This is a genomic window from Nonomuraea sp. NEAU-A123, from assembly GCF_018603905.1.
GTDB lineage: Bacteria > Actinomycetota > Actinomycetes > Streptosporangiales > Streptosporangiaceae > Nonomuraea.
Map to the genome: position 1 here is coordinate 722548 of NZ_JAHFZZ010000002.1, position 22163 is coordinate 744710.

The 22163-nt window shown below is 69.5% G+C and carries 21 protein-coding genes; 4 read left to right on the forward strand and 17 right to left on the reverse strand.

What is annotated here, in order from left to right; all coding sequences use genetic code 11:
- Window positions 1–27 precede the first annotated feature (27 nt).
- From KLK06_RS07445 to KLK06_RS07455, 3 genes are read right to left on the reverse strand one after another with little or no spacing between them, the layout of a single operon-like run.
- Window positions 28–1611: a CdaR family transcriptional regulator gene (locus tag KLK06_RS07445; protein WP_214634540.1), complete on the reverse strand. Its 1584-nt coding sequence runs from the start codon at window positions 1609–1611 to the stop codon at window positions 28–30.
- Window positions 1612–1667: 56 nt separating this feature from the next.
- Entirely contained in the window at window positions 1668–2978 is a 1311-nt protein-coding gene (locus KLK06_RS07450; protein WP_308168138.1) for a serine hydrolase domain-containing protein, read from the reverse strand.
- Window positions 2942–4870 (reverse strand): S9 family peptidase, encoded by a 1929-nt coding sequence (locus KLK06_RS07455; RefSeq protein WP_214634541.1) that lies wholly within the window; start codon window positions 4868–4870, stop codon window positions 2942–2944. Before KLK06_RS07455 ends, KLK06_RS07450 begins: the two co-directional genes overlap by 37 nt.
- A gap of 315 nt (window positions 4871–5185) precedes the next feature.
- Here KLK06_RS07455 and KLK06_RS07460 point away from each other — a divergent pair, with 315 nt between their 5' ends.
- Entirely contained in the window at window positions 5186–5896 is a 711-nt protein-coding gene (locus tag KLK06_RS07460) for a DUF4386 domain-containing protein (RefSeq protein ID WP_214634542.1), read from the forward strand.
- Window positions 5897–6025: 129 nt separating this feature from the next.
- Here KLK06_RS07460 and KLK06_RS07465 read toward each other — a convergent pair whose 3' ends face one another.
- The 3 genes from KLK06_RS07465 to KLK06_RS07475 all read right to left on the reverse strand — a co-directional run bounded on the left by KLK06_RS07465 (window position 6026) and on the right by KLK06_RS07475 (window position 8939).
- Window positions 6026–7105, reverse strand: a complete 1080-nt coding sequence (locus tag KLK06_RS07465; protein ID WP_214634543.1) for an ABC transporter substrate-binding protein — start codon at window positions 7103–7105, stop codon at window positions 6026–6028.
- The gene (locus tag KLK06_RS07470) at window positions 7102–7629 is read right to left on the reverse strand and encodes a SigE family RNA polymerase sigma factor (RefSeq protein ID WP_214634544.1); all 528 of its coding nucleotides are present in this window, start codon (window positions 7627–7629) and stop codon (window positions 7102–7104) included. Before KLK06_RS07470 ends, KLK06_RS07465 begins: the two co-directional genes overlap by 4 nt.
- Before the next feature lie 1061 nt (window positions 7630–8690).
- Entirely contained in the window at window positions 8691–8939 is a 249-nt protein-coding gene (locus KLK06_RS07475; RefSeq protein ID WP_214634545.1) for a hypothetical protein, read from the reverse strand.
- A 269-nt stretch (window positions 8940–9208) separates the two neighbouring features.
- Between KLK06_RS07475 and KLK06_RS07480 the strand changes: the two genes are divergently transcribed.
- Complete coding sequence (locus tag KLK06_RS07480; protein ID WP_214634546.1) at window positions 9209–9571, forward strand: PadR family transcriptional regulator; 363 nt, start codon at window positions 9209–9211, stop codon at window positions 9569–9571.
- Window positions 9572–9679: 108 nt separating this feature from the next.
- On the opposite strand, the gene KLK06_RS07485 is transcribed toward KLK06_RS07480, so the two are convergent.
- From KLK06_RS07485 to KLK06_RS07530, 11 genes are all read right to left on the reverse strand, one after another.
- Window positions 9680–9817, reverse strand: coding sequence for a hypothetical protein (locus KLK06_RS07485; RefSeq protein WP_308168139.1), 138 nt, complete (start codon window positions 9815–9817; stop codon window positions 9680–9682).
- 226 nt (window positions 9818–10043) lie between these two features.
- On the reverse strand, window positions 10044–10172 hold the full coding sequence (locus KLK06_RS61335; protein WP_284734898.1) for a hypothetical protein: 129 nt from the start codon (window positions 10170–10172) through the stop codon (window positions 10044–10046).
- A gap of 61 nt (window positions 10173–10233) precedes the next feature.
- Window positions 10234–11523, reverse strand: coding sequence for a SpoIIE family protein phosphatase (locus tag KLK06_RS07490; RefSeq protein WP_214634547.1), 1290 nt, complete (start codon window positions 11521–11523; stop codon window positions 10234–10236).
- Window positions 11524–11579: 56 nt separating this feature from the next.
- Entirely contained in the window at window positions 11580–12323 is a 744-nt protein-coding gene (locus KLK06_RS07495) for a class I SAM-dependent methyltransferase (RefSeq protein ID WP_214634745.1), read from the reverse strand.
- Between the two features lie 77 nt (window positions 12324–12400).
- Window positions 12401–13528 (reverse strand): mandelate racemase/muconate lactonizing enzyme family protein, encoded by a 1128-nt coding sequence (locus KLK06_RS07500; RefSeq protein ID WP_214634548.1) that lies wholly within the window; start codon window positions 13526–13528, stop codon window positions 12401–12403.
- Between the two features lie 4 nt (window positions 13529–13532).
- Window positions 13533–14501: a D-2-hydroxyacid dehydrogenase gene (locus KLK06_RS07505; RefSeq protein WP_214634549.1), complete on the reverse strand. Its 969-nt coding sequence runs from the start codon at window positions 14499–14501 to the stop codon at window positions 13533–13535.
- Entirely contained in the window at window positions 14498–15484 is a 987-nt protein-coding gene (locus KLK06_RS07510) for a hydroxyacid dehydrogenase (protein WP_214634550.1), read from the reverse strand. Before KLK06_RS07510 ends, KLK06_RS07505 begins: the two co-directional genes overlap by 4 nt.
- Complete coding sequence (locus KLK06_RS07515) at window positions 15478–16638, reverse strand: hypothetical protein (RefSeq protein ID WP_214634551.1); 1161 nt, start codon at window positions 16636–16638, stop codon at window positions 15478–15480. Before KLK06_RS07515 ends, KLK06_RS07510 begins: the two co-directional genes overlap by 7 nt.
- 8 nt (window positions 16639–16646) lie before the next feature.
- Entirely contained in the window at window positions 16647–17501 is an 855-nt protein-coding gene (locus KLK06_RS07520) for a carbohydrate ABC transporter permease (RefSeq protein WP_214634552.1), read from the reverse strand.
- Entirely contained in the window at window positions 17501–18505 is a 1005-nt protein-coding gene (locus KLK06_RS07525) for a carbohydrate ABC transporter permease (RefSeq protein WP_214634553.1), read from the reverse strand. The genes KLK06_RS07520 and KLK06_RS07525 overlap by 1 nt, the downstream gene beginning before the upstream one ends.
- A 61-nt stretch (window positions 18506–18566) precedes the next feature.
- Window positions 18567–20021, reverse strand: coding sequence for an ABC transporter substrate-binding protein (locus KLK06_RS07530; RefSeq protein ID WP_214634554.1), 1455 nt, complete (start codon window positions 20019–20021; stop codon window positions 18567–18569).
- Between the two features lie 303 nt (window positions 20022–20324).
- Here KLK06_RS07530 and KLK06_RS07535 point away from each other — a divergent pair, with 303 nt between their 5' ends.
- Together KLK06_RS07535 and KLK06_RS07540 are read left to right on the forward strand one after the other, a co-directional pair.
- The gene (locus KLK06_RS07535; protein WP_214634555.1) at window positions 20325–21101 is read left to right on the forward strand and encodes a sugar phosphate isomerase/epimerase; all 777 of its coding nucleotides are present in this window, start codon (window positions 20325–20327) and stop codon (window positions 21099–21101) included.
- Between the two features lie 29 nt (window positions 21102–21130).
- A complete protein-coding gene (locus KLK06_RS07540) occupies window positions 21131–22159 on the forward strand; it encodes a LacI family DNA-binding transcriptional regulator (protein WP_214634556.1) in 1029 nt (342 codons plus the stop codon).
- Window positions 22160–22163 lie beyond the last annotated feature (4 nt).

Here is a 22163-nt window from a genome sequence, read left to right on the forward strand (position 1 = left end):
GCCACGAAAAGCGCGGCGGGCATGGTGCTAACGCCCGAAGATGCGCATCTGGAGCATGACGGTGAGCCGGGCGTCGGCGTCGGACAGGTCCAGTCCGCTGATCTCGGTGAGCCGCTTGAGCCGGTACCTGAACGTGTTGGCGTGCACGTGGACCCGCGCCGAGGCGGCGTTGACGTCGCCGAACGCGTCGAGGTAGGCCCGCAGCGTGGCGACCAGCTCGCTGCCGTGCTCGGCGTCGTGCTCGAGCAGCCGCTGGTAGGGGCCGGTCGGCGCCTGGTCCTCCGCGGCCGCCACGTCGGCGACCTGGAGCAGCAGCGACTCGAAGTGCACGGCCGTGTAGCCGGCGACCTGACCCAGCGCGCCACGGGCGAGCAGCACGCGCAGCGCCCTGTCGGCGTCCGCGCGGGACCTGGCGACCTGGGCGAGGCTGGCGGCCAGGCGGCCGACGCCGATGCTGGCGGAGTGCCGCGGCCCGACCCTGGCCAGGAAGCTCTCGGCGACGCGTACGGCCCGCGTCTCCTCCTCGCCGCCCGCCTGCAGCGGCAGCACGGCGTAGGCCACCGAGCCGACGAGCGCGGCGGCCGCCTTGGGGTGGATGGCGCCGACGTGCAGCGCGAGCGCGTCGGCGAAGCGCTGCCGGTCGCTCTCGCCGCGCGCCGGGTCGTCGTCGGCGCCGTGCGCGAGCTGGGCGGCCAGCACGCACAGCCGGGCGGTGGCGATGCCGAGCCGCGCGGCGGCCTCGGGCGCGTCGGCGCCGCCCGCGAGCACGGTGGACAGCAGGTCGGTACGGAGCCGCCGCTGGGTGTCGGCCCCGGCCCGTTCACGCAGGAGCTGCAGGGCGACGATCTTGGCCGCGTCGGCGAGGGCGCGGTGCCGCTGGGCGGTGAGCGGCTCGCGGACGGCGACCCAGATGGAGCCGAGGATCTCGTCGCCCGTCCGTACGGCGATGGCCACCCGGTTGATGCTGCCGTCGTGGAGTTCGAGGTAGACGGGCTCGCGGCTCTGGTAGAGCTGCTTGAAGAAGCCGAGCTCGTCGAGCATCCGCTGGTAGCGCTCGGGCACCTGGCGGCCGAGCACGGTCTCGATCCGGCCCGGGTCGGCCTCGTGCTGCCGTTCGGAGTAGGCCAGCACCCGCGAGGACCTGTCCTCGATCGTGACGGGCGCGTCGAGCAGCGCGCAGACCGCGTTGGCCAGCGAGAACAGATCGCCCTGCGGCCCCTCCCCCGGCCCGGCCAGGTCGCCCTCGGCCAGCAGGGAGCGCACCAGGGCGGCAACCTGGGCCCAGGAGGCCGCCCTGGTGAGGCCGAGCACGGCCACGCCGGTCTCCAGCACGGTCGCGCGTACCTGCTCGTCCACGTCCACGGGCAGCTTGACCACCACCCCGGCCGCCCCTGGGGCTCGCGTGAGCAGCTCGCGGATCTCCGCCGTGCCGTGCACGCCGACCGCCAGCAGGATGCCGCCCGGCGGGACGATCAGCTCGTCGAGCGGGTCGAAGATGTGCACCCCGGTCACCTCGACGTCAAGGTCGCCCGGCGAGGCGGCCACGTCGATCACCGTGCTGCCCAGGTCGTGCAGGATCCGTCCGAGGCTGGCGCGTGGGCGGTCGTTCATCCACTCACCGTAGTCGGATCCGAGATCGGCGGGCGGGCGGCCGTTCGCCCGCACGATCAGCTGATCTTCGGAGTGGCGCGCGCTCCCACGTGGATGTACGGCGAGCCGTCCGCGAGCCGGTAGAACACGGCGGACATCCACTCCGGGTCCTCCTCCCGGCGGCCGACGAAGGTCACCTCGTCCACGGGGATGAACTTCATCTCCATGGGCGCCTGCAGCGCCGCGAGAGCGCCGGTGGCCTCGCCGTACATCCACAGGTCACCGTCTCGGACGGTCAGCGTGGTGCGGAACCCGGCCCGCTCGTACACGCCCGCGTACTTGTCCACCTCGACCTGGACGGGCGTCTCCGGCGGCCCGAGCCTGGGCGGCACGGTCAGTGCGTCGAGCTCGGCGAACAGCTCGGTGGCGACGGCGTGCGTGAACGCGCCGCTGTGCCCGCCGTTGGCGGTGACGCACACGATCGTGCCGGTGTCCGGCACGGCCCAGAGCATGGCGTGCTGGCCGATGGTGTTGCCGCCGTGGGAGATGACCTGGTGACCGTCCCACTCGTCGAGGATCCAGCCGATGCCCCACTGCTTGCCCAGCGCGTACGGGTTGGGGATGTCGATCTGCGGCTCCCACATGGCGCGCGGGTCGTCCAGGAGGCCGCCTTCGAGGTGGGCGCGGGCGAAGGCGACCACGTCGGCGGGCCGCGAGCAGATGAGCCCGGCGGGCCCGGCCGAGCGCATGAGACCCCAGACGGGGGCGGTCTTGCCGTCCATGTGGCCCATGGCGGCGCGGAAGCGCAGCACGTCCTCCGGCAGGGTCCAGGTGTGGGTGAGGCCGAGCGGTTCGACGATCTGCTCGCGCAGCACGTCGTCCCAGCGCTTGCCCTCGAGCTTCTCCAGGATCCGGCCGGCGATGCTGAAGCCGGAGTTGCAGTAGGACTGGGTGGCGCCGAGCGGGTGGTTCTGGGCCAGGTCGGCGCAGGCCTCGACGTACTTCTCCACGCAGTCGTCGCCGCGGCCGGTGTCGAGGAACAGGTCGCCGTCGATGCCGCTGGTGTGGGAGAGCAAATGCCTGACCGTGACGGCCTTGGTGACCTCCGGGTCCGCCACCCTGAACTCGGGCAGCACCTCGGCCACCGGCGTGTCGAGCGTCAGCCTGCCGCGCTCGATCTGCCGCATGAGCAGGGTCGCGGTCCACACCTTGGTGACGGAGCCGATCTGGAACAGCGAGTCGGGAGTCGCCTCGACGCCGGTGTCCTTGTTGAGCGTCCCCGCGGCGAACTCGTGCACCTCGCCCCGGTGCAGGTAGGCCAGCGCGGCCCCCGGCACCTCGTGCTCGGCGATCAGCTCGGCGAGGCGGCGACCCATTGCTCCAGCCACGTGATGATCCTTTCGTTGAAGTCGTACCGGTGTGAGGGGCGTCCGTTGAGGAGGAACAGGTGTGAGGCGTCCGGATAACGCACCAGCCGCACGGGTACGCCCTGCTCGCGCAGCGCGGCGAACCACTGCTCGGCCTGGCCCACGGGACAGCGGTCGTCGGCGTCGCCGTGCAGGAGCAGGGTGGGGGTGGTGACGCGGGCCACCTGGGAGATCGGCGACTGGGCCTGGAGGTCGCCCCGGCACTCGTACGCCTTGATCAGCGACCCGAGGTCGGACGTGCCCGCCATGCTGGCGAGGTCGCTCACACAGCCGCCGGGGATCGCCGCCTTGAACCTGTCCGTCCTGGTCGACAGCCAGCACGCCATGTAGCCACCGTAGCTGTAACCGGCGACGGCCAGCCGATCAGGGTCGGCGACGTTGTCGGTTATCAGGTCGTCGACGGCCGCGAGGAAGTCCTGCTCGTCGGCCAGCCCCCACGCGCCGACCGTGGCGGTGTAGAAGTCCTCGCCGTACCCGTCGCTGGCGCGCGGGTTGACCAGCAGGACGGTCCAGCCGCCGGCGGCGAGGCGCTGGTGGTAGAGGTGGGCGCCGTCGAAGGCGGGCGACCACGCGTTGTGCGGGCCGCCGTGCACGTCGAGCAGCAGCGGGCCGGGGCCGGTACGCGTCTCGTCGCGCAACACGAAGCCTTCGATGGTGGTGCCGTCGGGGGCGGTGAAGGTGCGGGGGCGCGGGGTGAACAGGTCCACGTCCGGGAGGGTGTGCTGGGTGAGGGGCTCGCCGTCGAGGTAGACGTCGCCCGCGCTCACCGGGGAGGAGGCGATCCAGGCGACCCGGCCTGCGGCTGCGGACATGCCGGACACCGTGAAGTCGCCGTCGACGATCTTCTCGACGGGCCCGCCTGTCGGCCCGGCCGTCAGCTTGTCGGTAGGCCCGCCTGTGGGCCAGTCGGCCGGCAGGCGGTACAGGTGCGTGCGGCCTTGGTCGCGGGCGCAGAACAGCAGGTCGTCGCCCAGCATCGCGGGGACGGCGCCGGGGTAGCCGGGGGCGCCGATCATGACGTTGCGGTCGAGCCCGGTCACCACCTCGGCGAGCCCGCCGGGGCCGAGCGTGTACAGACGGGTGTGGCCGATAGCCTCGCGCAACCCAGCCACCATCAGCCGGTCACGGCCACCGTCGCCATCGCCATCGCCATCGCCGAGCCACCATGCGCCAGTGCAGATGACGTCTGGCCCGGTCAGCCGTTCCGGCTGGCCCGGTGTGGGACCGGTGGCGTCGACCGCGTACACCGCGCTCTCCACCACCAGGTCGCGGTCGGGCGCCATACTCGCCACGAACGCCAGCCGCCGCCCATCCGGCGACCACGACGGCTCCCCGGCGTGGAACCCGCCCTCGGTCACCTGGACGGTCTCGCCCGTAGCCACGTCCGCCACGAACAAATGCGCGGTCAGGCCGCGCAACAACCCGGTGCCGTCGGCCTTGTACTCCAGGGTGTCGGCAACGACCGGCGCGTTCAGGTCGAGCTCGCCGTGCGGGCCTCCGTACGCGATGCGAGTGCCGTCGGGCGACCACACGGGCACACCGGCACCGAGCGGCGCCGAGGTGAGCCGACGCGGCTCGCCGCCCTCCATCGGCAGCAGATGGATCTGAGCGCACCCATCGACGGGGCGCAGGAACGCGAGCAGCCGACCGTCGGGCGACCAGCGCGGCATGCTGCCGACGGCGAGGCGGCGAGGCTCGGCACCGGGGACGGCGAGCCAGATCTCGGCCCGGTTCTCGTCGGAGTCGCGGTCGGCGGTGGTGAGCGTGTAGGCGACGGCGCCGCCATCGGGGCGCAGCCTCGGGTCCGATGGGACCGCGATGCGGTAGAGGTCGTCGAGGACGAGGCGTGGCATGACCGAACCGTAGGCCGGACCAGGCCACGGCATCTTCGGCACATCCGACGAACGCCACCACTCCCGTTGTGCGGAAGACCAAAGCTCACGTCGCACGCCCATGCGGGCCCGAGGCAAGAATCATTGACACCATGTCTGCTCTGTTTTACATTGATCCGTGTTAGCTTTTCTTTACATCCGATCCTCCCGGTTCGCGCACCATGCGATGACGCAGGCGCCCCGCGGACCGCGCTCGAACACTGAGAAGCATCACCATGCGCGCGAGGAATCCGCCTCGCGGGCTCTGTTCGCCACGCCCGAAAGCAGGGAGAAGTCATGCGCTCACCCCAGCGCCTCGCCAGGACCGCCGGACTGTTCTATCTGATCGTCGCCATCTTCGGCGGCTTCGCTCACCTCTATGTGCGCGCCAAGGTCTACGTGCCCGGCGACGCCACCACCACCGCGCACAACACCGTGGCGAACGCCGGCCTGGTCCGCGTCGGCTTCGTGGCCGATCTCGTGCAGGCCCCGTTCTTCCTGTTCGTGGCCATGTCCCTGTACCTGCTCCTCAAGCACGTGAACAAGGACGTGGCCCGCGCGATGGTGACCTTCGTGGCCATCGCCGTGGCCATCACCTGCCTGAACATGGTTCATCAACTCGCGGCGCTCATCGTCGCCACCGAGGCCCCGTACGCGACCGCCCTCAGCCCTCAGGGGTCCGACGCGCTGGTGCTGCTCATGTTCGACCTCCATCACTACGGCTACCTCATCGCGCAGATCTTCTTCGGCCTGTGGCTGCTGCCGCTGGGCTACCTCGCTTACCGGTCACGCATGTTCCCGCGCACGCTGGGAGTCCTCCTCGTCGCCGGGTGCGGCGGCTATCTCGTGGACACGTTCGCGCTCTTCCTGGCCCCGGATCTGGGAGCGGCCCTGAACCCGTTCGTCGTCGCCCCGGCCGGCATCGCGGAGATCGTGATGCTTCTCTGGCTGCTGGTGAAGGGCGTGAAGACCCCGCGACAGGATGGCCCTGTCCCTGTCGCGGCCTGACCCTCAAAGGCCGGACGAGCGCCCCGGATTTCCGGATGTACTTCATCTACGACATCGGCCGCCTAAATGGGGTGAAGGCCCCCGCGAAGCGGAGACGGGGGTGATGGCCGGCGCGTCGTGCAGCCGGACTCACCCGCCCTTCACAACAGCGTTCCTGACGTCTGCCGGGTGTTTGAGGAACTTGTAGGCGCGGGCCAGATCGGCGACCCGCTGGAGTTCTGTCAGGTCCAGCTGGGCGGGATAGGAGCCCAAGGCAATGCCTGCCGCCGCTGCCCTGGAGATCCTCGTGTAGGTGGGCAGCAAGTCGCGCACCTGCTGGGGGTCGCTCGCGATCAGGCGCTGTGCCTTGGCCAGCGCGCGCTGGAAGGCCGCCAGCGTGCGAGGGTGTCCGCTGATCCACTTGTCGGTAGCTGATATGCCCGCGGTGTACAGGTTCGCGAACTCCTGGGTCATCACGTCCGCCACAATCCGCGTGTGCCTGGTCTCGCGGCCCATAGTGATGAACGGTTCGGCCAGCAGAGCAGCGTCAACCTGCCCCTTGCCCATCGCGTAGAGCATGTCGGGATAGGACTTCTCGACCAGCACGACATCCCTCAACGTCAGTCCGGCCCGCTTCAGCACTGCTGTCAGTGCCAACAAGTCAAGCCCCATGAGGTTCGGGACCGCCACCGTCTTGCGTTTAAGGTCGGTCGCCGTCCTGATCTTCGACTTGGCGTTCACGACGATCGCGAAGCTTCCTGGCGCGGCCTGGTACAGGCTAGAGACGATCTTGAACTTCTCGCCCGCCTCGTTCACCCTGAAGACTGTGAAGTAGTCGGTCTGCGCCAGATCCACTATGCCGCTCAGTACCTGGGGCACCACGGCCGCCGGACCGCTGATGATCAACGGCTGCACCGTCAGCCCTTCCTCCTTGAAATAGCCCTTGTTCAGTGCCACGAACACGGGCGCCGACTCCACGGTCGGCATCACGCCGACCGTGATGGTGGACTGCTCGGGCGGGCTGGGCGGGCGGGCGGCGGCGCGCGGCTCCGCGGGCAGCGCCCGTACACCGACGGTGGCGGCGAGCACGGTGATCACGACCACCACGGCGGCGGTGAGCGCCAGGAAGTTGCGCCGCCTACGCTGATGGACCTCGATCGCCCTGGCGCCCAGGTCGCGCTCCGGCATGTCGTCCGCGATGCGGCCGAGTTGCTCTCCTAGCCAGGTCATCGGCGTGCCTCCTCACTATGGGCGTCCAGAACGGGCAGTTTCGGCGCCAGCTCGGGCGCCAGCGCGCGCAGGCGGGCCAGGGCGTGGTGCGCCTGGCTCTTCACGGTGCCGACGGAGCAGCCCATCAGGTCGGCGACGTCACGTTCTGTCCGATCCTCGAAGAAGCGCAGAACGAGTACCGTGCGCTGCTTGGGCGTCAGCCGCATGAGTGCCTGACGCAGGACGATCCGCAGGATTGCGGAGTCTTCGGACGAATAGCCGCGGTCGGGCGGCTCGGCGCTCGGCACCTCGTCGGAACCGCGGCGCCGCCGCCACGAGATGTACTGGTTCACCATGGTCTTGCGGGCATACGCGTCCAGGTTGTCGATGTGGCCTAACTTCGCCCACCGCCCGATCATGCGGACCAGCACACTCTGTACGAGGTCCTCTGCGAGGTGGACCTCTCCGGTGAGTAGGTAGGCCAGGCGCATCAACGGGCGTTGGTGAGCATCCACGAACGCCTGGAAACTGGCATCGCGATCCAACGTCTCTCCTCATGTCGATACCCCCCAGACGCTGTGGACGCGGCGAAAGGTTGGTACTCCTGAGGTCGGATGGCCGAGCCATCTGGATCAACGAACCCGCCAAGCTCCGATGCCGAACAAGTCACCCAAAAACGGCCAGGAACCTCCCGTCCACGGCTCCCCTCGACCGTCTCGTGCGGAGGGTCATGTCGGCGAGGAACTGGGCGAAGCGCTGTGGCCGTGCCCGCGTGGGCCCACATCGCGTGTTGCCGGTCGGCGCTTTTACCGCGACGGGCGAGGCAGTAGAGCAGGTCGTGAGCGAGCACGCTCTCGCCAGACATAGCAACTCCCTGGTCAGGGTTAGGTGATCACGGTCCAACGGTGCGGCTCCGGCCTCGCGCTGCCCCTCAACAGCGGGGGCCGGGGCCGCACCTGGTGCTCGACGCGTGTACGGGGAAGCCGCGCGGACCGACGCACTTCCGGGCGGCCAGGCCGCCACAACCGACCGTATGTCCAGGGTGCGCGTCTAACGGGCACAGGTTCGAGCAACCGAAGCAGATCTTCGTCACGAACCGGAATGTCCGGCGAGTGTCCGGGCGACGCCCTGGAACGCCCTCAAGGGGTGATTGACACTGAATTAGGTCGAACCCTCTTCGATTCACCCGCGAGACAGGACAAAGACGGCCAAGGAGTTCCAAGATGCGCACACAGAAGCTCGCAGCAATTGCTACATCGGTGCTGGCCAGCGGCATTCTGCTCAGCGCGGTCCCGCCAGCCGCGCAGGCGGTGCCGCCCTGCAAACAGCCAGTGCTCCAGACGGTGCACAATTCGCGGTACATCCGCCTCTGGTGGTGTGACGGGACGAGCGGGACCAGAAGGGGCTACCACGGGCAGGTTGAAAACGCGCAAGGCGGGGAGCAGCTCTACCTCAGGAGCGGCACCGACCGGATCACTGTGCCCGTGGACGTTTGCGGTGGCTGTGTTCGTACAAACACCGCTACTGTCGGCGACACGGGCGCGCCCTGGGCAGCGTGCCTGACGGTTCCCCACCTTGGGGAGAAGTGCACCGCCCATGGGAAGGTCTAGAAGACCGGGACGGGTTCGAGCAGTCTCAACCAGGCCGCCTGAGTGGTGTGGAGGGCATACCTCAGCGCGTCAACGGAGTGGTCATCCACCTTCACGGGCGAGTCGTCGCCTTTCTCGGCCTTGCGCTCGTCCCAGGCGTAGCCGGCCATCTCGTCGAGCAGGCCGCAGCAGCTTGCGTGTACCCGCAGGTGGTCGGCAGAGATGAGGGTCGACACCGTGCGGATGCCGTCCAAAGACCGCGTCATCAGCAGTCAGCGTCTCCAGCACGGCCGGTACGGGCAGCTCGACGAGCTGGACGCTCTCCTCGGTCACCCAACTCACCCGCCGTGGCGGGCACCGCGAACCGGCGCTCGAAGATCGACCTCGGCACCGTCATGACACGACGTCCTCGACCTGACCGCCGACAACCTGCACAGCCTCAACGAGCTCCGGCGCGTGCTCGTGCTCCTTGATGCCCATGATCGGCCTCTCCTCTTTCAGCGCAGCGCTTATTTTGAGTAGGTAAGATAAGGGCATGGCAGGTCTACAACGCATCACCCAGCCGACCCTGGACGTGCTGGAAGTGCTGCTACGCGCCCACAAGGAGGGCGAGAAGATCCACGGCTGGGCAATCATGAAAGAGACGAAGCGATCAGGCCCGACCGTCTACAACGCCCTCGACCGCCTCGAAGACGCCGGATGGATCACCGGCGAATGGGAGGAACTCACACCAGAAACCAACCGGCCGCGGCGCCGCTTTTACCGACTCACCGGAGACGGAGTCCCCGCAGCCCGCGCGCTCCTGACGGAACGCCGCCCTGCCGCAGCGAAGACGCGGCCCGCATTCGGCTTTGCTCCGCTCGCTCAGTTCCGTGCGCTGCTGGCCGGTGATCAATGACCACCGAGATCCTGATGCTCGTCATCGGCGTACTCATCGCCGAAGGAACCGAAGTGGCCCCCTGGCTCGCCAAGCGGCTCGTTTGCTGGTCGGCCCGCTGGCGCTACCTCAATTCCGAGCGCGCTCGCACGTCATGTTCATCCCGCAGGCGAAGCCGTACTCCCCCGCTTCGGCCGGCAGCAGCTCCACTGCGGTCTTGGCGAAGGCCGGCAACGCCCGGCTGACGCCGAAGTCGGCGAACACCACCCGGGAGGTGCAGTCCCCGCTCTCCCTGCGGTCGAAGACGATCCGCAGGGGATGCCCTGCCGTACCCGGACAATGTCCGGCGAGTAGCCGCCCCGTACAACGATCTCGATCTCCTGTACGCCGTCACGCAGCCCGGCCAGAGTGTTCTTGCGCGGCCCGAAGAAGTACCAGCCGAGAAAACCCAGCACGATCACCGCGACGCCGAGCACGATCCCATCAGCGGCGGTCACGACTGCCCCGCTCCCTCGCGCTCCTCACCGCGCCGGACACGCTGCGGGTGGCCGCCGCCGACCCAGACGGCCACGATCGCGGCCGCGGTGGCGACCGTCGCCAGGGCCAGGTGCCGCTTCACCATGATGACCTCCCAGGGGTGTCGTGTGCGTTGCCACGCGCCTGGTCGCGTGGAAACCCCCTGTTCACAGGCGGACGACGAGCAGGGCGATGTCGTCGCGGGCGCCGCTGCTGACGTCCAGGTCTGCCAGTAGGGTGTCGGCGAGGCGTTCGGGGTCGAGCCGGCCGGATCGGGCGAGTGCGTCGGTCAGGAGTGCCAAGCCGACGTCGATGTCCCGGTCGCGGCGTTCGATGAGACCGTCGGTGTACAGGACGAGGGTGTCGCCGGGTTTGTAGGGCAGTTCGGCCTGAGGGCGGGTGACATGTTCGGGGCGAGCACCCAGCGGAGGGTCGGTGGCCTGGTCCAGCAGCGCACAGGAGCTGTCCAGGTGGTGGAGCAGGACGGGTGGCGGGTGGCCGGCGCTGCTGTAGGTGATGCGGCGCCTTCTGGTGTCGATCACGGCCTTGATCGCCGTGGTGGCCAGCGCCCCTTCGAGCGAACGGGCGTACAAGCCGAGCACTTCCAGCGCCGGGGCCGGCTCCTTCATGGCGCGGATCGCGGCACTCAGCGCGCTGCGCAGCATCCCCATGGAGGTGGCGGCTTCCAGGCCGTGACCCACGACGTCGCCGACCGCGACGGCGAAGCAGTCGTCCGGCAGGTCGACGACGTCGTACCAGTCGCCGCAGACGTTCAGGGTTCCCACCGCTGGCAGGTAGCGCACCGCGATGTTGGGGTGAAGGTCGAGATCGGGACAGCGGAGCATGGCCTCCTGCAGGGCGAGCGCGACCTGGCGCTCACTGGCGTGGGCCTGGCGGAGTTCCTCGTTCAGCTTTTGTAGTTCCTGTGCCCTGGAATAGAGTTCGGCCTTCATCTCCGCCTCCCGCCTCGTTGAGCGGCGGGCGGTGGTCCGCTGCGGACCGGAGGTATGGACGAACTCCGTCATGTCCTCGGCCCGGTGGATGATCCACAACAGCGTCCCGTCCGGCGCCAGGACGGGGGTGTTGATCGGGGACCACCAGCGCTCCTCGAACGCTCCAGGACAACCGGCGAGGGGGATGTCGTACTTTTGCAGCGCCATCGTGTCCGGTTCCCGGTAGGCCAGCACCCGCTGCAGCGAGGCGTTCAAGTTCGTCACGCCGCTGGCGTTGGCATCCTCGGGGTTGTCGGGGAAGGCGTCGAAGATGTACTGCCCGATCAGGCCTTCGGCGGTGCGGCCGGTCGCGCGCAGGTAGGCCGCGTTCACATCGACGATCATCAGATCTGGGTCCAGCACCAGACATGGTGACGGCGTGGCAGCGAACAGCGCCGCATGGTCGACGTGCGGCGTGGTCGGTTTCCGCGTGCCCAGCCGACGAAAGCTGGTGAGCTTGCTCACGCCTTCCACTCTATGAGGTGTTTTGCCTGGTCACCATGGGCAAGGTTCCTCGACGGCTAGTGGTCCGGTGGGATGCGATAGACGGACACGTGGGAACGCGACTCGGCGGTGAAGTCGGCTCCGGTCCAATCGGCATGCCTGGTCTCCAGCTCGAACCCGGCCAACTGCGCCATCAGGTCGAGCTCGGCCGGCCAGATGTAGCGGTGCGGGCTACGGAACAGCTCAGCCCGTCTGCTCTCATCGAACCTGAAGTGGTGCGAGACGACGTGCTGGAGAAGAACATCGTAGGTGTCCAGGCCGATGTAGCCGGGCTCGCAGTGGTAGACCGTGGCCTGCTGACCCGGTGGAAGCTTACGCAGTTCAGGCACCCAGAGCTCGATCACGAACCGGCCGCCCGGTGTGAGGTGGCGGGCGGCATTGCGGAAGCACGCGACCTGCTCGGCCTGAGTGAGCAGGTTCGAGATCGTGTTGAAGACGAGGTAGACGAGCGTGTACTTCCCCGGAGCGACGGCGGTCGCCATGTCGCCGACGATCACCGGGATCGTCGCTTCGTCCACCTTCGTCCGCAGTTGGTCCACCATCGGAGGTGACAGCTCGATGCCGGTTACGGGCACCCCTCGCTCAACGAGCGGCACGGCCACGCGGCCGGTCCCGATCGCGAACTCGAGTGCCCGTCCGTCTCCCGCAAGCTCGGCGAGGCGGTCGACGGTCGGCTCCAAGACCTCGGACGCGAACATCCCGGTGCCCGGCGTGTCATAGCGCTGGGCGGTCTCGGCATCCCAGATCTCCTCCTGCTGCATGCCGCCAACGATGCTCACGGGTGTACGCATTGTCCAACGATTTAGCGGTCGCGGCAGGCGGGCGTCGTGGAGGAATGTCAAAGAGCGAGCGCGCGGACCACCTGCTCGTCCACGCCGATCCCCAGGCCGGGGCCCGTGGGCACGTGGGCGACGCCGTCGGCGATGGTGATGACCGGATCCGTGGAGTAGGGGCTGGTGATGAACTGCCGGCCGTTGAGGTCCACGGGCGTGTCCACGCCGAACGCGGCGAACAGGTGGAGCGAGGCGGCCAGCCCGATGTCGGACTCGGTGAGGCCGGAGCCCATGATCGCCAGGCCGCAGTCCTCGGCGAGCTGACACTGGCGCAGGGCCAGGGTCAGCCCGCCGCAGCGCTGCACCTTGGCGACGGCGACGTCGATGGCGTCGAGCCGGACGAACGTCGCCAGGTCGCTCGGGTGGCGCAGGCTCTCGTCCACGGCCACCGGGATGGGGCTGGCGTCACGCAGGCGGCGCAGGCCGGCGATGTCGTTGGAGGGCAGCGGCTGCTCGAAGACGGCGACGTCCAGGTCGGCCAGGCGCCTGGCCACCCGGAGCGCGGCGGCGGCCGTGTAACCCTGGTTGGCGTCCACCCAGAGCACGGCATCGGGGGCGGCGGCGCGCACGGCGGCCACGATGGCCACGTCCTCGTCCTCGGTGTGCAGGCCGAGCTTGACCTTGAGGTGGCGGTAGCCGTGCGCGCGGCCCTCGACCACCGAGTCGGCGGCCGTGGCCACGGACTCCGTGGCCACGATCCAGGCCAGTTCGATGGTGTCGCGCCGGCGCCGGCCCCATAGTTCGCCGAGGGACAGGCCCAGGCCGCGGGCGAAGGCGTCGTGGCAGGCCACGTCGACGGCCGCGCGCGCCAGCGGCATGCCGATCGAGAAGCCCTTGCTGATGGTGCGGTCGAAGGTGCGGCAGAGCCCGTCCAGGTCCCACAGCGGGCGGCCGACGGCCGCCGGGGCCAGGTAGCCCTCGATGGTGGAGACGATGGACTCGGTGGTCTCGTACGTCCAGGAGGGGATCGGGGTGGCCTCGCCCCACCCGGTGGCGCCGTCGTCGGCCGTGACCTTCACCAGGACTCTGATGGCAGAGCGGCCGCTCTGGACGACGGACCCGCCCGCGACGGCGAAGTCGCGCAGCGAGGGCAGGGCCACGGTGAAGGTCTCGACGCGTGCTATCCGGTTCACGTGATCAGTACCATTCAGACTTGTCGACCAGATTGATCAGTTCGCGCCCGCGCACGAAGCGCCGGGCGTTCTCCAGCAGTACGGCGAAGCGTCGCTCCTCCGCGTGCGGCCCCACACCGGCCACGTGCGGGGTGATGAGCACGTCGGGACGTCCCCAGAGCGGGTGATCGGCGGGAAGCGGTTCGGTCTCGAAGACGTCCAGGGCCGCGCCGGCCAGGCGCCCCGCGGACAGGGCGGCGGCGAGGTCGTCGAGCCGGACGGTGGGCCCGCGGCCGATGTTGACGACGTACGCGCCGGGCTTGGCCAACGCCAGCCGCCGCGTGTCCAGCAGGCCCTCGGTGGCGGGGGTGTGCGGGACCGTCAGGATGACCAGGTCCGCCTCGGGAAGCTGCCGGTCGAGGGCGTCGGCCGGCAGCACCTCGGCGAAGCCCGGCACCGGGCCGCCGCGCCGGGCGTCCACGCCCACGACCCTGGTGCCGAACGCCGCCAGCAGCCTGCCGACCTCGGCCCCGACCGCGCCCACCCCCACCACCAGGGCGGTCGCCTCGCCCAGGGGGAGCACGGCGCCGGGGTCCCAGTCGGGCGCCCAGCGCGCGCGAGCCTGTTCGCGGACGTACCTGGGCAGGCCCCTGGCCAGCGCGAGCACCAGAGCCAATGCGTGCGCGGCCACGTGGTCGGTGTAGGTGTCACGCATGTTGGTGACCAGCACAGGGTGCGCGATCAAGGCCGGGTGGTAGAACCCCGGCGGCGGCGCGGCTTGCGGGGCCTGCAGCCAGCGCAGCCGTCCGGCGTGCGCCAGCAGGTCCGCGGGCAGGGTGCCGTAGGCGGCGTCGGCCTCCGCCAGCGCGTGCGCCGCCTCCTCGCGGGTCCGCGGCTGGAGCACGACGAGCTCCGGCACCGCCTGCTCCAGCCGGGCCTGCCATCCCGCGGTGGCCGGATCGTGCGGCGGGAGCAGCACCAGGGTGGTGTTCATGCCCTCTTCGCCAGGCCGGACTCGGTGATCTCGTACAGCAGCGGCTCCCCCGCGACGTAGCGGGCGAGCTCCTCGGCCATGGTCTGCCCGTGACGGCGCCGCTCGCGACCCAGGCTGCCCGCCACGTGCGGGGTGACGACGATGTTGGGCATCGTGAACAGCGGCGACCCGGCGACGGGCGGTTCGGGGTCGGTGACGTCGAGGACGGCGAACAGGTCGGTCCGCCGGCTCAGCACGTCCACGAGCGCGGCCTCGTCGACGAGGCCGCCGCGCGCCGAGTTGATCAGGGTGGCGTCGGGCTTCATCGACTCCAGCAGCCCGGTGCCGACGATGCGCTCCGTCTCAGGGGTGAGCGGCGAGTGCAGGCTGACCACGTCGGACGTGGCGAACAGCTCCGCCAGGCCGACGAGACGCACCCCGAGCTCCTCGGCCTGCGCCGGGTCGGCGTACGGGTCGTAGGCCTGTACGTCGAGCTCGTGATGGGCGAGCAGCCGCGCCGTGGCCCGGCCCGTGGCGCCGAGCGAGACCAGGCCGACCGTCGCGCCGTAGGCCCCGAGCTCGGGTCCGCGCGGGGCGGAGGCGGCGGCGGCGCGCGCGGCCAGTACGTAGCGCCAGCCGTGCTTGAGCGCGTACAGGATCTGTGAGAGCGCGAACTCGGCGACAGGCTCGGCGTTGGCGGTGGCCGCCGAGGTGACGCGCACTCCCCTGGCCCACATCTCCGGGGTGACCATCGGGCGGATGGAGCCCGCGCCGTACAGCACCAGCGCGAGTTTGGGCGCGGCGGCGAGCAGTTCGGCGTCCAGCTTGGGCGCCCCCCACCCGGTCACCAGCACCTCCAGGCCGGCCAGCACGTCAGGGGTGATCCGGTCGCGGGTGAGCAGAGGCGAGTCGATGGCCAGGTGCCGCTCGATCGCGGCCCGGGCTTCCGGGCCGTAGACGTCGTCAAAACGGTTCGGGTCCATCACGTACAGGCCGTTCAGCATTGCTTCTCCTTCAAGCGAGCCGCCGCTCGCACGCTGGCCAGGCGGGCGGGCGAGCCGAGCCCGGCGTGGTAGTAACGTAGCTGCCGCGCGCCCGCGGCGACGAGGTCGGCGGCCAGGGCCGGGATGCGGGCGTGGCCGTCTTCCAGCACGGTGAGGTTGGCGACGAGGGGGATGTCGGTACGGCTCGCCGCGGCCTTCATCTGGGCCAGGGCCGCCTGCTCCTGGCCCCAGCACTTGAGCACGTACGCGTCGACCGGCGCGTCGAAGCCGGCCAGGTCGATCCCCACGTCGGGGCCGGTGACCTGCGGGTCGTCGGTGGCCATGAGCAGCAGCTCGCGGCCGCCGGCCAGCGCCGCCACGGCGCGGACCAGGTCGGCGATGATCTGGCCGCGGTGATCGTACAGGGTCTGGGCGCGCTCGCGGCCGAGTGCTTCGTCCAGGCTCGTCCCGGCCGGGACGCCCTGCTGGAGCTCTCCGTCCACGGCGGCGCGCACGTCGCGCGCCAGCTCCTCGACGTCCAGGCCACGCCCGGCCAGCCCGGTCCGGCAGGCCGGGCAGAGGCAGAGGGACAGCAGCGCCCTGCCGCAGGCGGACAGGTAGGCGCCGGAGGTCTTCTCGTGGTGGCCGCCGTGCTCCATGCCCAGCCAGCCGCACGCCTCCAGCATCAGCGCGGGCACGTCGTACTGCTCGCAGACCTCGCGCACGAGGGTGAGCGCGTAGTCGTGAACGGCGGGCTGGGCGGGGCAGAGCGCGTAGGGGAAGGCTTCGCCGTAGGCGTTCATGACGGTCAGGTCGGGCGCTTCGCGGCCCAGCACCGAGGAGTGCGTGAGCACCAGCCAGGCCTCGGCCCGCAGCCCGGCCCCGGCCAGCGCGGCCAGCGCCGTGCCGAACCTGTCCTCGTCGGGCACCCCCCAGCTCGGCGGGTACGGCCGAAGCCGCCCTTGCCAGCGCTCGGGGCGCAGCCGGAAGTAGGCCGCCGCGTGGTCGGCCTGCACGATGCGGTGGCGCGGATGCCACGGGGTGGTGGCCCGGACCGAGTGGTAGGCGGCCTGCAGGGTCACCGTGCTCACGCCGAGGCCGGCGATGCGCTCGGCCGCCGCGGGGTCGCCCACCAGGTCCCAGGTGTAAGCGAACGCGCCGTGCCTCATTTCCAAGCGGACTGTCACCCTTTCGTGGCGCCGGCCAGGCCGCGCGTGAAGTAGCTCTGGAAGAAAAGGAAGATCATCAGCATCGGCAGGAACGAGATCGTCATCCCGGCGGCGAACCCGGTCCAGTCGGTGGCGTGCTCGCCCTGGAAGGACAGCATCCCGACGGCGAGGTTCTGCAGGTCGGGCTGGCCGAGCGTGAACACCAGCGGGATGTTGAACTCGTTCCAGCTACTGATGAACTGGAAGATGACCACCACCGCGATGACCGGTTTGGCCAGCGGGAGGATGAGGCGGAACGTCTTGAGGAAGCCGGCCCCGTCGAGCTTGGCCGCCTCGAACAGATCGGTCGGGACGCTGGAGAAGAACCCGACGAACAGCAGCACGTAGAGGGCGCCGGCGCCGCCGGACATGGCCAGGATGACCCCGGCCCGGGTGTTCAGCAGGCCGAGCTGCTCGATGAGCACGAACTGCGGGACGATGATCGAGGCGACCGGGATGAACAGCGTCCCCACGATCATCCGGTAGAGCAGGGTGCGGCCGGGGAACTCATACCTGGCCAGCACATAACCGCACAGGGCGGCCTTGACCAGCTCGACGAGGGTCGAGGCGACCGAGTAGAGGACCGTGTTGACGAAGTATCCGGAGAACCCGGCGTTGACCCAGGCCCGGACGAAGTTGTCGAAGTTCAGCTGGTCGGGCACGAGGCTCGCGCCGCTGGTGAACATCCCGGCCTGGGTCTTGAACGCGGCCGAGATCGTCCACAGGAAGGGATAGATCCACACGAGCCCGACGACCAGCAGGATCGGCAGGGCGATGAGGTTGGCCCGTACGGCCTGGCTGCGCCCGGTGGGCTTGGTGATTGTCGCCATCAGACGCCGTACTCCTTCCTGAGCCGCTGGGCCCGGCGGACCGCGACACCCTGGGCGGAGACCAGGACGAAGGCGATGACGGAGAACAGCAGCGCTGCCGCCGAGGCGTAGCCGTAGGCGAACGGCACCGAGCCGAAGGCGTTCTGGTAGATGAAGTAGGACACCACGTAGGTGCTGGTGCCGGGCCCGCCCGCGGTGAGCGTGACGACCAGCCCGAAGACGTGCATGGCGTTCACGATGCCGAGCAGGGTGATGATCACGGCGACCGGCCTGATCATCGGCAGTGTGATGCGGGTGAGCTTCTTCCACTCGCCCGCGCCGTCGATGGCGGCCGCCTCGTAGACCTCTTCCGGCACGTTCTGCAGGGCCGCGATCCAGTAGATCATGTACTGGCCGAAGATCTGCCAGATGGAGACGAGCACGAGCACGAGCAGCGCGCTCCACCGGTTGGCGAACACGTCGAACCCCCGGTCGACCAGGCCGAGGTCACGCAGGATCGCGTTCAGCGCGCCGTTGGACGGGTTGAGCAGATACGTGAAGACCAGACCCGCCATGGCGACGGGGATGATGAGCGGCGCGAAGAACATGGTCCGTAAGAACCGCTTGCCGCGCAGCCACTTACGGGTGAGCAGGATCGCCGCCAGCAGCGAGATCGGGAGCTTGATGGCGGTCGTCAGCAGGGCGAAGATCAGTGTGTTGACCACCGAGACCCAGAACAGCGGGTCGACCAGGATCGAGCCGTAGTTGCCTGCCCCGACGAAGTGGTCGATCGGGCCGATGCCCGACCAGTCGAAGAAGGAGTAGTAGATCGTGGCGACCAGCGGCCAGATGGTGAAGCCGAGGTAGAGCAGGAGGAAGGGGGCCAGGAAGACGAGCAGCCAGACCCTGTCGAGGCCGCGGACGCGCTCGCGGGAGTGATCGACGCGTTCGGGCTCGCGTTTGGCGGGCGACCGGTCCCGGCCCGTCACCTTCTCCCTGCCCGGGGCGGGAGCGGTGGTTGTCATGGATGTCCTCACGAGGGAGAAGGGGACGCCGCCGACGCGCCTGGCCGGCGGCGCCGTCCGGTCAGCGGGGGTACATGTCCGAGGTGTAGTTCTTGGTGTAGTCCCAGTCGGGGAAGGTGTAGCAGTCCATCGACACCTTCAGGCCGCCGGCCGCCTCCTGTTTGAGCCCTTCCTCAAGGGCGGCCTGCCGCTGCTTGACGATGGCGGCGCCCGTGGACTCCAGAGGCTGGCCGCTGACCAGCGCCTCGCTCATGGCCGCCCACTCCCCGTCGGGGTTCTTCGCCAGCGCGTTGACGTACGCCTTGGACTTGGCGATGTCGGGGCACTTGAGCAGGGGCACGGGAAGCTGGACCCGGTAGCCCGGCTGCGCGCCGATCTGCATGATCTGCTTGAGCGCCGGGTCGGTGACCATCTTCTCGTTGTCGACGTAGGCCAGCGTGCCGAAGGCGCTCTTGTAGTACTGCTTGACGAAGTAGCCGTTGGGGTCGGTCATCCACTGGATGAACGTCCACATGGCGTCGGGATGCTTGGTCTGCGAGCTGACCCAGTACTTGTTGCCGTCGTACTTGCGGCCGGCCGCGCCGGTCTGCCCGCTGTCCGGGGTGACGCGTGGCGCCACCACGTACTTGTCGCTGCTGAAGCCCTGACTGGCCCACACGCTCGGCACCCAGGTGCCGTCGAAGAAGATGCCGGCCTGCCCGGCGGCGAACTGCTGGCGGGAGAAGTTCTTGTCGTTGGTGCCCGGCGCCAGGTACCCGGCCTTGTTGAGCTCCTGGATGAAGGCGAAGGTCTTGACCTGCCCGGGCTCGGTCAGATCGAACTTGCCCGTCTTGTAGTCGAAGAACTCGTCCGTCGAGACGCTGCTGATCAGCGCGTACCAGGGCCGCTGCATGTCCACGCCCTTGGTGGGGGCGGCGATGCACTCCGCCTTGGTCTTGGCCTTGATCTGCGCGCAGGTGTTCTTGAGGTCGGTCCAGGTCTTGGGCGGGTTGTTGATGTCCAGCCCGGCCTGCTGGAAGACCTGCTTGTTGAGGAACATGTAGCCGGAGCCCCAGTACAGGTTCTCCGAGAACGGGAAGCCGTACGTCTTCCCGTCCTGCACGTTGATGCCTTCCAGGAAGGACCCGTCCGGCCAGCGCTTGGTGAAGTCGGCGGGGACGGTCCCGCTCGGGCTGAGGGGGCGGATCCACTTCTGGTCCAGCAGTTGGGACAGCCCGGTGGCGTTCCAGTAGAACATGTCCGGCGCCTGGTTGCTCTGGAAGGCCAGAGGCAGGGTCTGCATGTAGTCGGCCTGGGTGATCGAGCGCCACTCGATCGTGATGTCGGGATGTTCCTTGGTGAACTGCTTGGCGATGTCCTTGTGGAAGTTCACCTGTTCGGCGGAGAAGTCCCAGATCTGCAGCTTGGTCTGTGAGCCACCTCCGCTCCCGGTGCTCGAGGTACCGCACGCCGCCACGAGCAGTGACGCCATGGCGGCGGTGATCATCGCGGCGGTCCAACGTCGATGGGGATTCATGGGCCCTCCAAAAGAGGCGGAGGTCAGGGGTGCTCGGGCGGTTGGTAAGCGCTTGCCCGAGGGTGGGTCTGAGGGTAACCCCGCCTCATTACCGGATTCAAGGCTTGTGAGAAAGCGGTTTCAGGTCGATGCTCGACTGTGAAGGTCTGCCGATCGAGAGCCTCCATGATCCATCGACGCCCGACGCATGCGGGTTATCCAGGCATTTCTCAGCCGCATCGCATCGGGAAGGCCGTGGAAGGGTTGCCGCGATCGGCGCCTTGGAAGAAGTTCAACAAGCGCTTTCTCACTTCGGGAGTACGTGTGCGTCTGCTCGCCTTCACCAAGCCCTTCGGCTCCATCGACGCGGCCCCGCTGGCCGACGCCCTGGTCTCAGTGGGCGCCGAGGGGGCGGACCTCCTCGTGCGCGAGGGGCAGACGGTCAGCCCCACCGACCCCGGCGGCATCGCCGTCGTCGCCAAGGAGCTCATGCGCCGCGGGCTCACCCTCGACATCGTCACCACCGACTTGCTCGACGCCGACGCGGACGCCGAACGGATCATCGCGGCCTGCGGCGAGAGCGGCGTCCCCCTCATGCGGACGGGTTTCTACCGCTACGACCCCGCCGTCGGATACCGCCGCGGGCTGGAGGAGTCCAAGGCCGCGCTGGCCCGCCTGGCCGACCTCGCCGCCCGGCACGGCGTGCGGCTGGCCCTCCAACTGCATCAGGGTACGATCCATCCGTCCGGCTCGCTCGCCCTCGCCCTGGCAGGCGACCTGAACGACGTGCGCTTCTACGCCGACCCCGGCAACCAGGCCAAGGAGGGCAGCGAGGCATGGGCGCTCAACGTCGATCTGCTGGGCGATCGGATGGCCTGCATGGGAGTGAAGAACGCCGTCTGGCGATCCGCCGCGGACGGCTGGGTGTGCGAGTGGCAACCGTTCGCGGACGGGGGCGTGGTCCGCTGGCCGGAGATCATCTCCGGGTTGCGCGCACGCGACTACACCGGAGCGCTGTCGCTGCACGTCCACTACCCGACGGCCGACCCGGCGGCGGCCGTACGGAGAGATCTGGATCATCTGCGCGGGCTGCTCGGCTGACGGGCGCTGCACGGGGCTAGGAGGAGCAGGTGCGCAATCCGCGGCAGGGCCGCCCGAATCGGGTAACGATCAGCGACGTCGGGGCGGCCGCGGGGGTGTCGGCCTCGACGGTCTCCCGCGTGCTCAACGGCACGACCAAGGTCGACCCCTCGCTGGCGGCGCGCGTCCACGACGCGGTCAGGCAGCTCGGCTACCGGCCGAACGCCGCGGCGCAGGGGCTGGCCCGCGGGGAGTGGGGCACCATCGGCGTACTGGTCCCCGACCTGGCCAACCCCTACTTTCCCGAGGTGCTCAAGGCCGTCTCGGCCGTCGCCCGCTCCCACGGGCGCCGCGTCATGGTCATGGAGTCGGACGAGGACCCCTCGATCGAGCACGACCTGGTCGAGGACCTGATGCGCAGTTGCGACGGGGTGCTGCTCTGCTCCCCCCGCATGGGGCGCGCCGACCTGGTCGTCCTGACCGCCCGGGACCACCCGCTCGTCCTGCTCGACCGGATAGTCCCCGGCCTGGCCGCGCCCGCGATCTCCGCCGACTTCTTCGGCGGGATGATGCTGATCTGCGGCCACCTCGCGCAACTGGGCCACCGCCAGGTCGCCTACCTGAGCGGGCCCGAGGTGTCCTGGGCCAACGCCGAGCGGATCAGGGCGCTGGAGGCGGCCAAGGCGTTCGGCCTCTCCGTCACGATCCTGCCGTGCGGGTCCACCAGCAGTTGCGGGTACGCGGCCGCCGCCGAGGTGGCCGGCACCGGCGCCACCGCGCTCACCACCTACAACGACCTGGTGGCTCTGGGGGCGGTGACCCGGATGCGCGAGCTCGGGGTGCGGGTTCCGGAGGAGCTGTCGGTGGTCGGGTTCGACGACATCGCGCTGGATCACGTGGCGCACACGGGCCTGACCACGGTGTCGACACCCCGGGGACAGCTCGGCAGACAGGCGGCCGAGATGCTGGAAACCCTCATGACCGAGCGGCACGACGGGGAGCCGGTGTACCTGCCGATGGAACTGCACGTCCGCGACAGCACCGCGCCGCCCCGCGTGACACGGGAACCGGCCGAGTGACCGT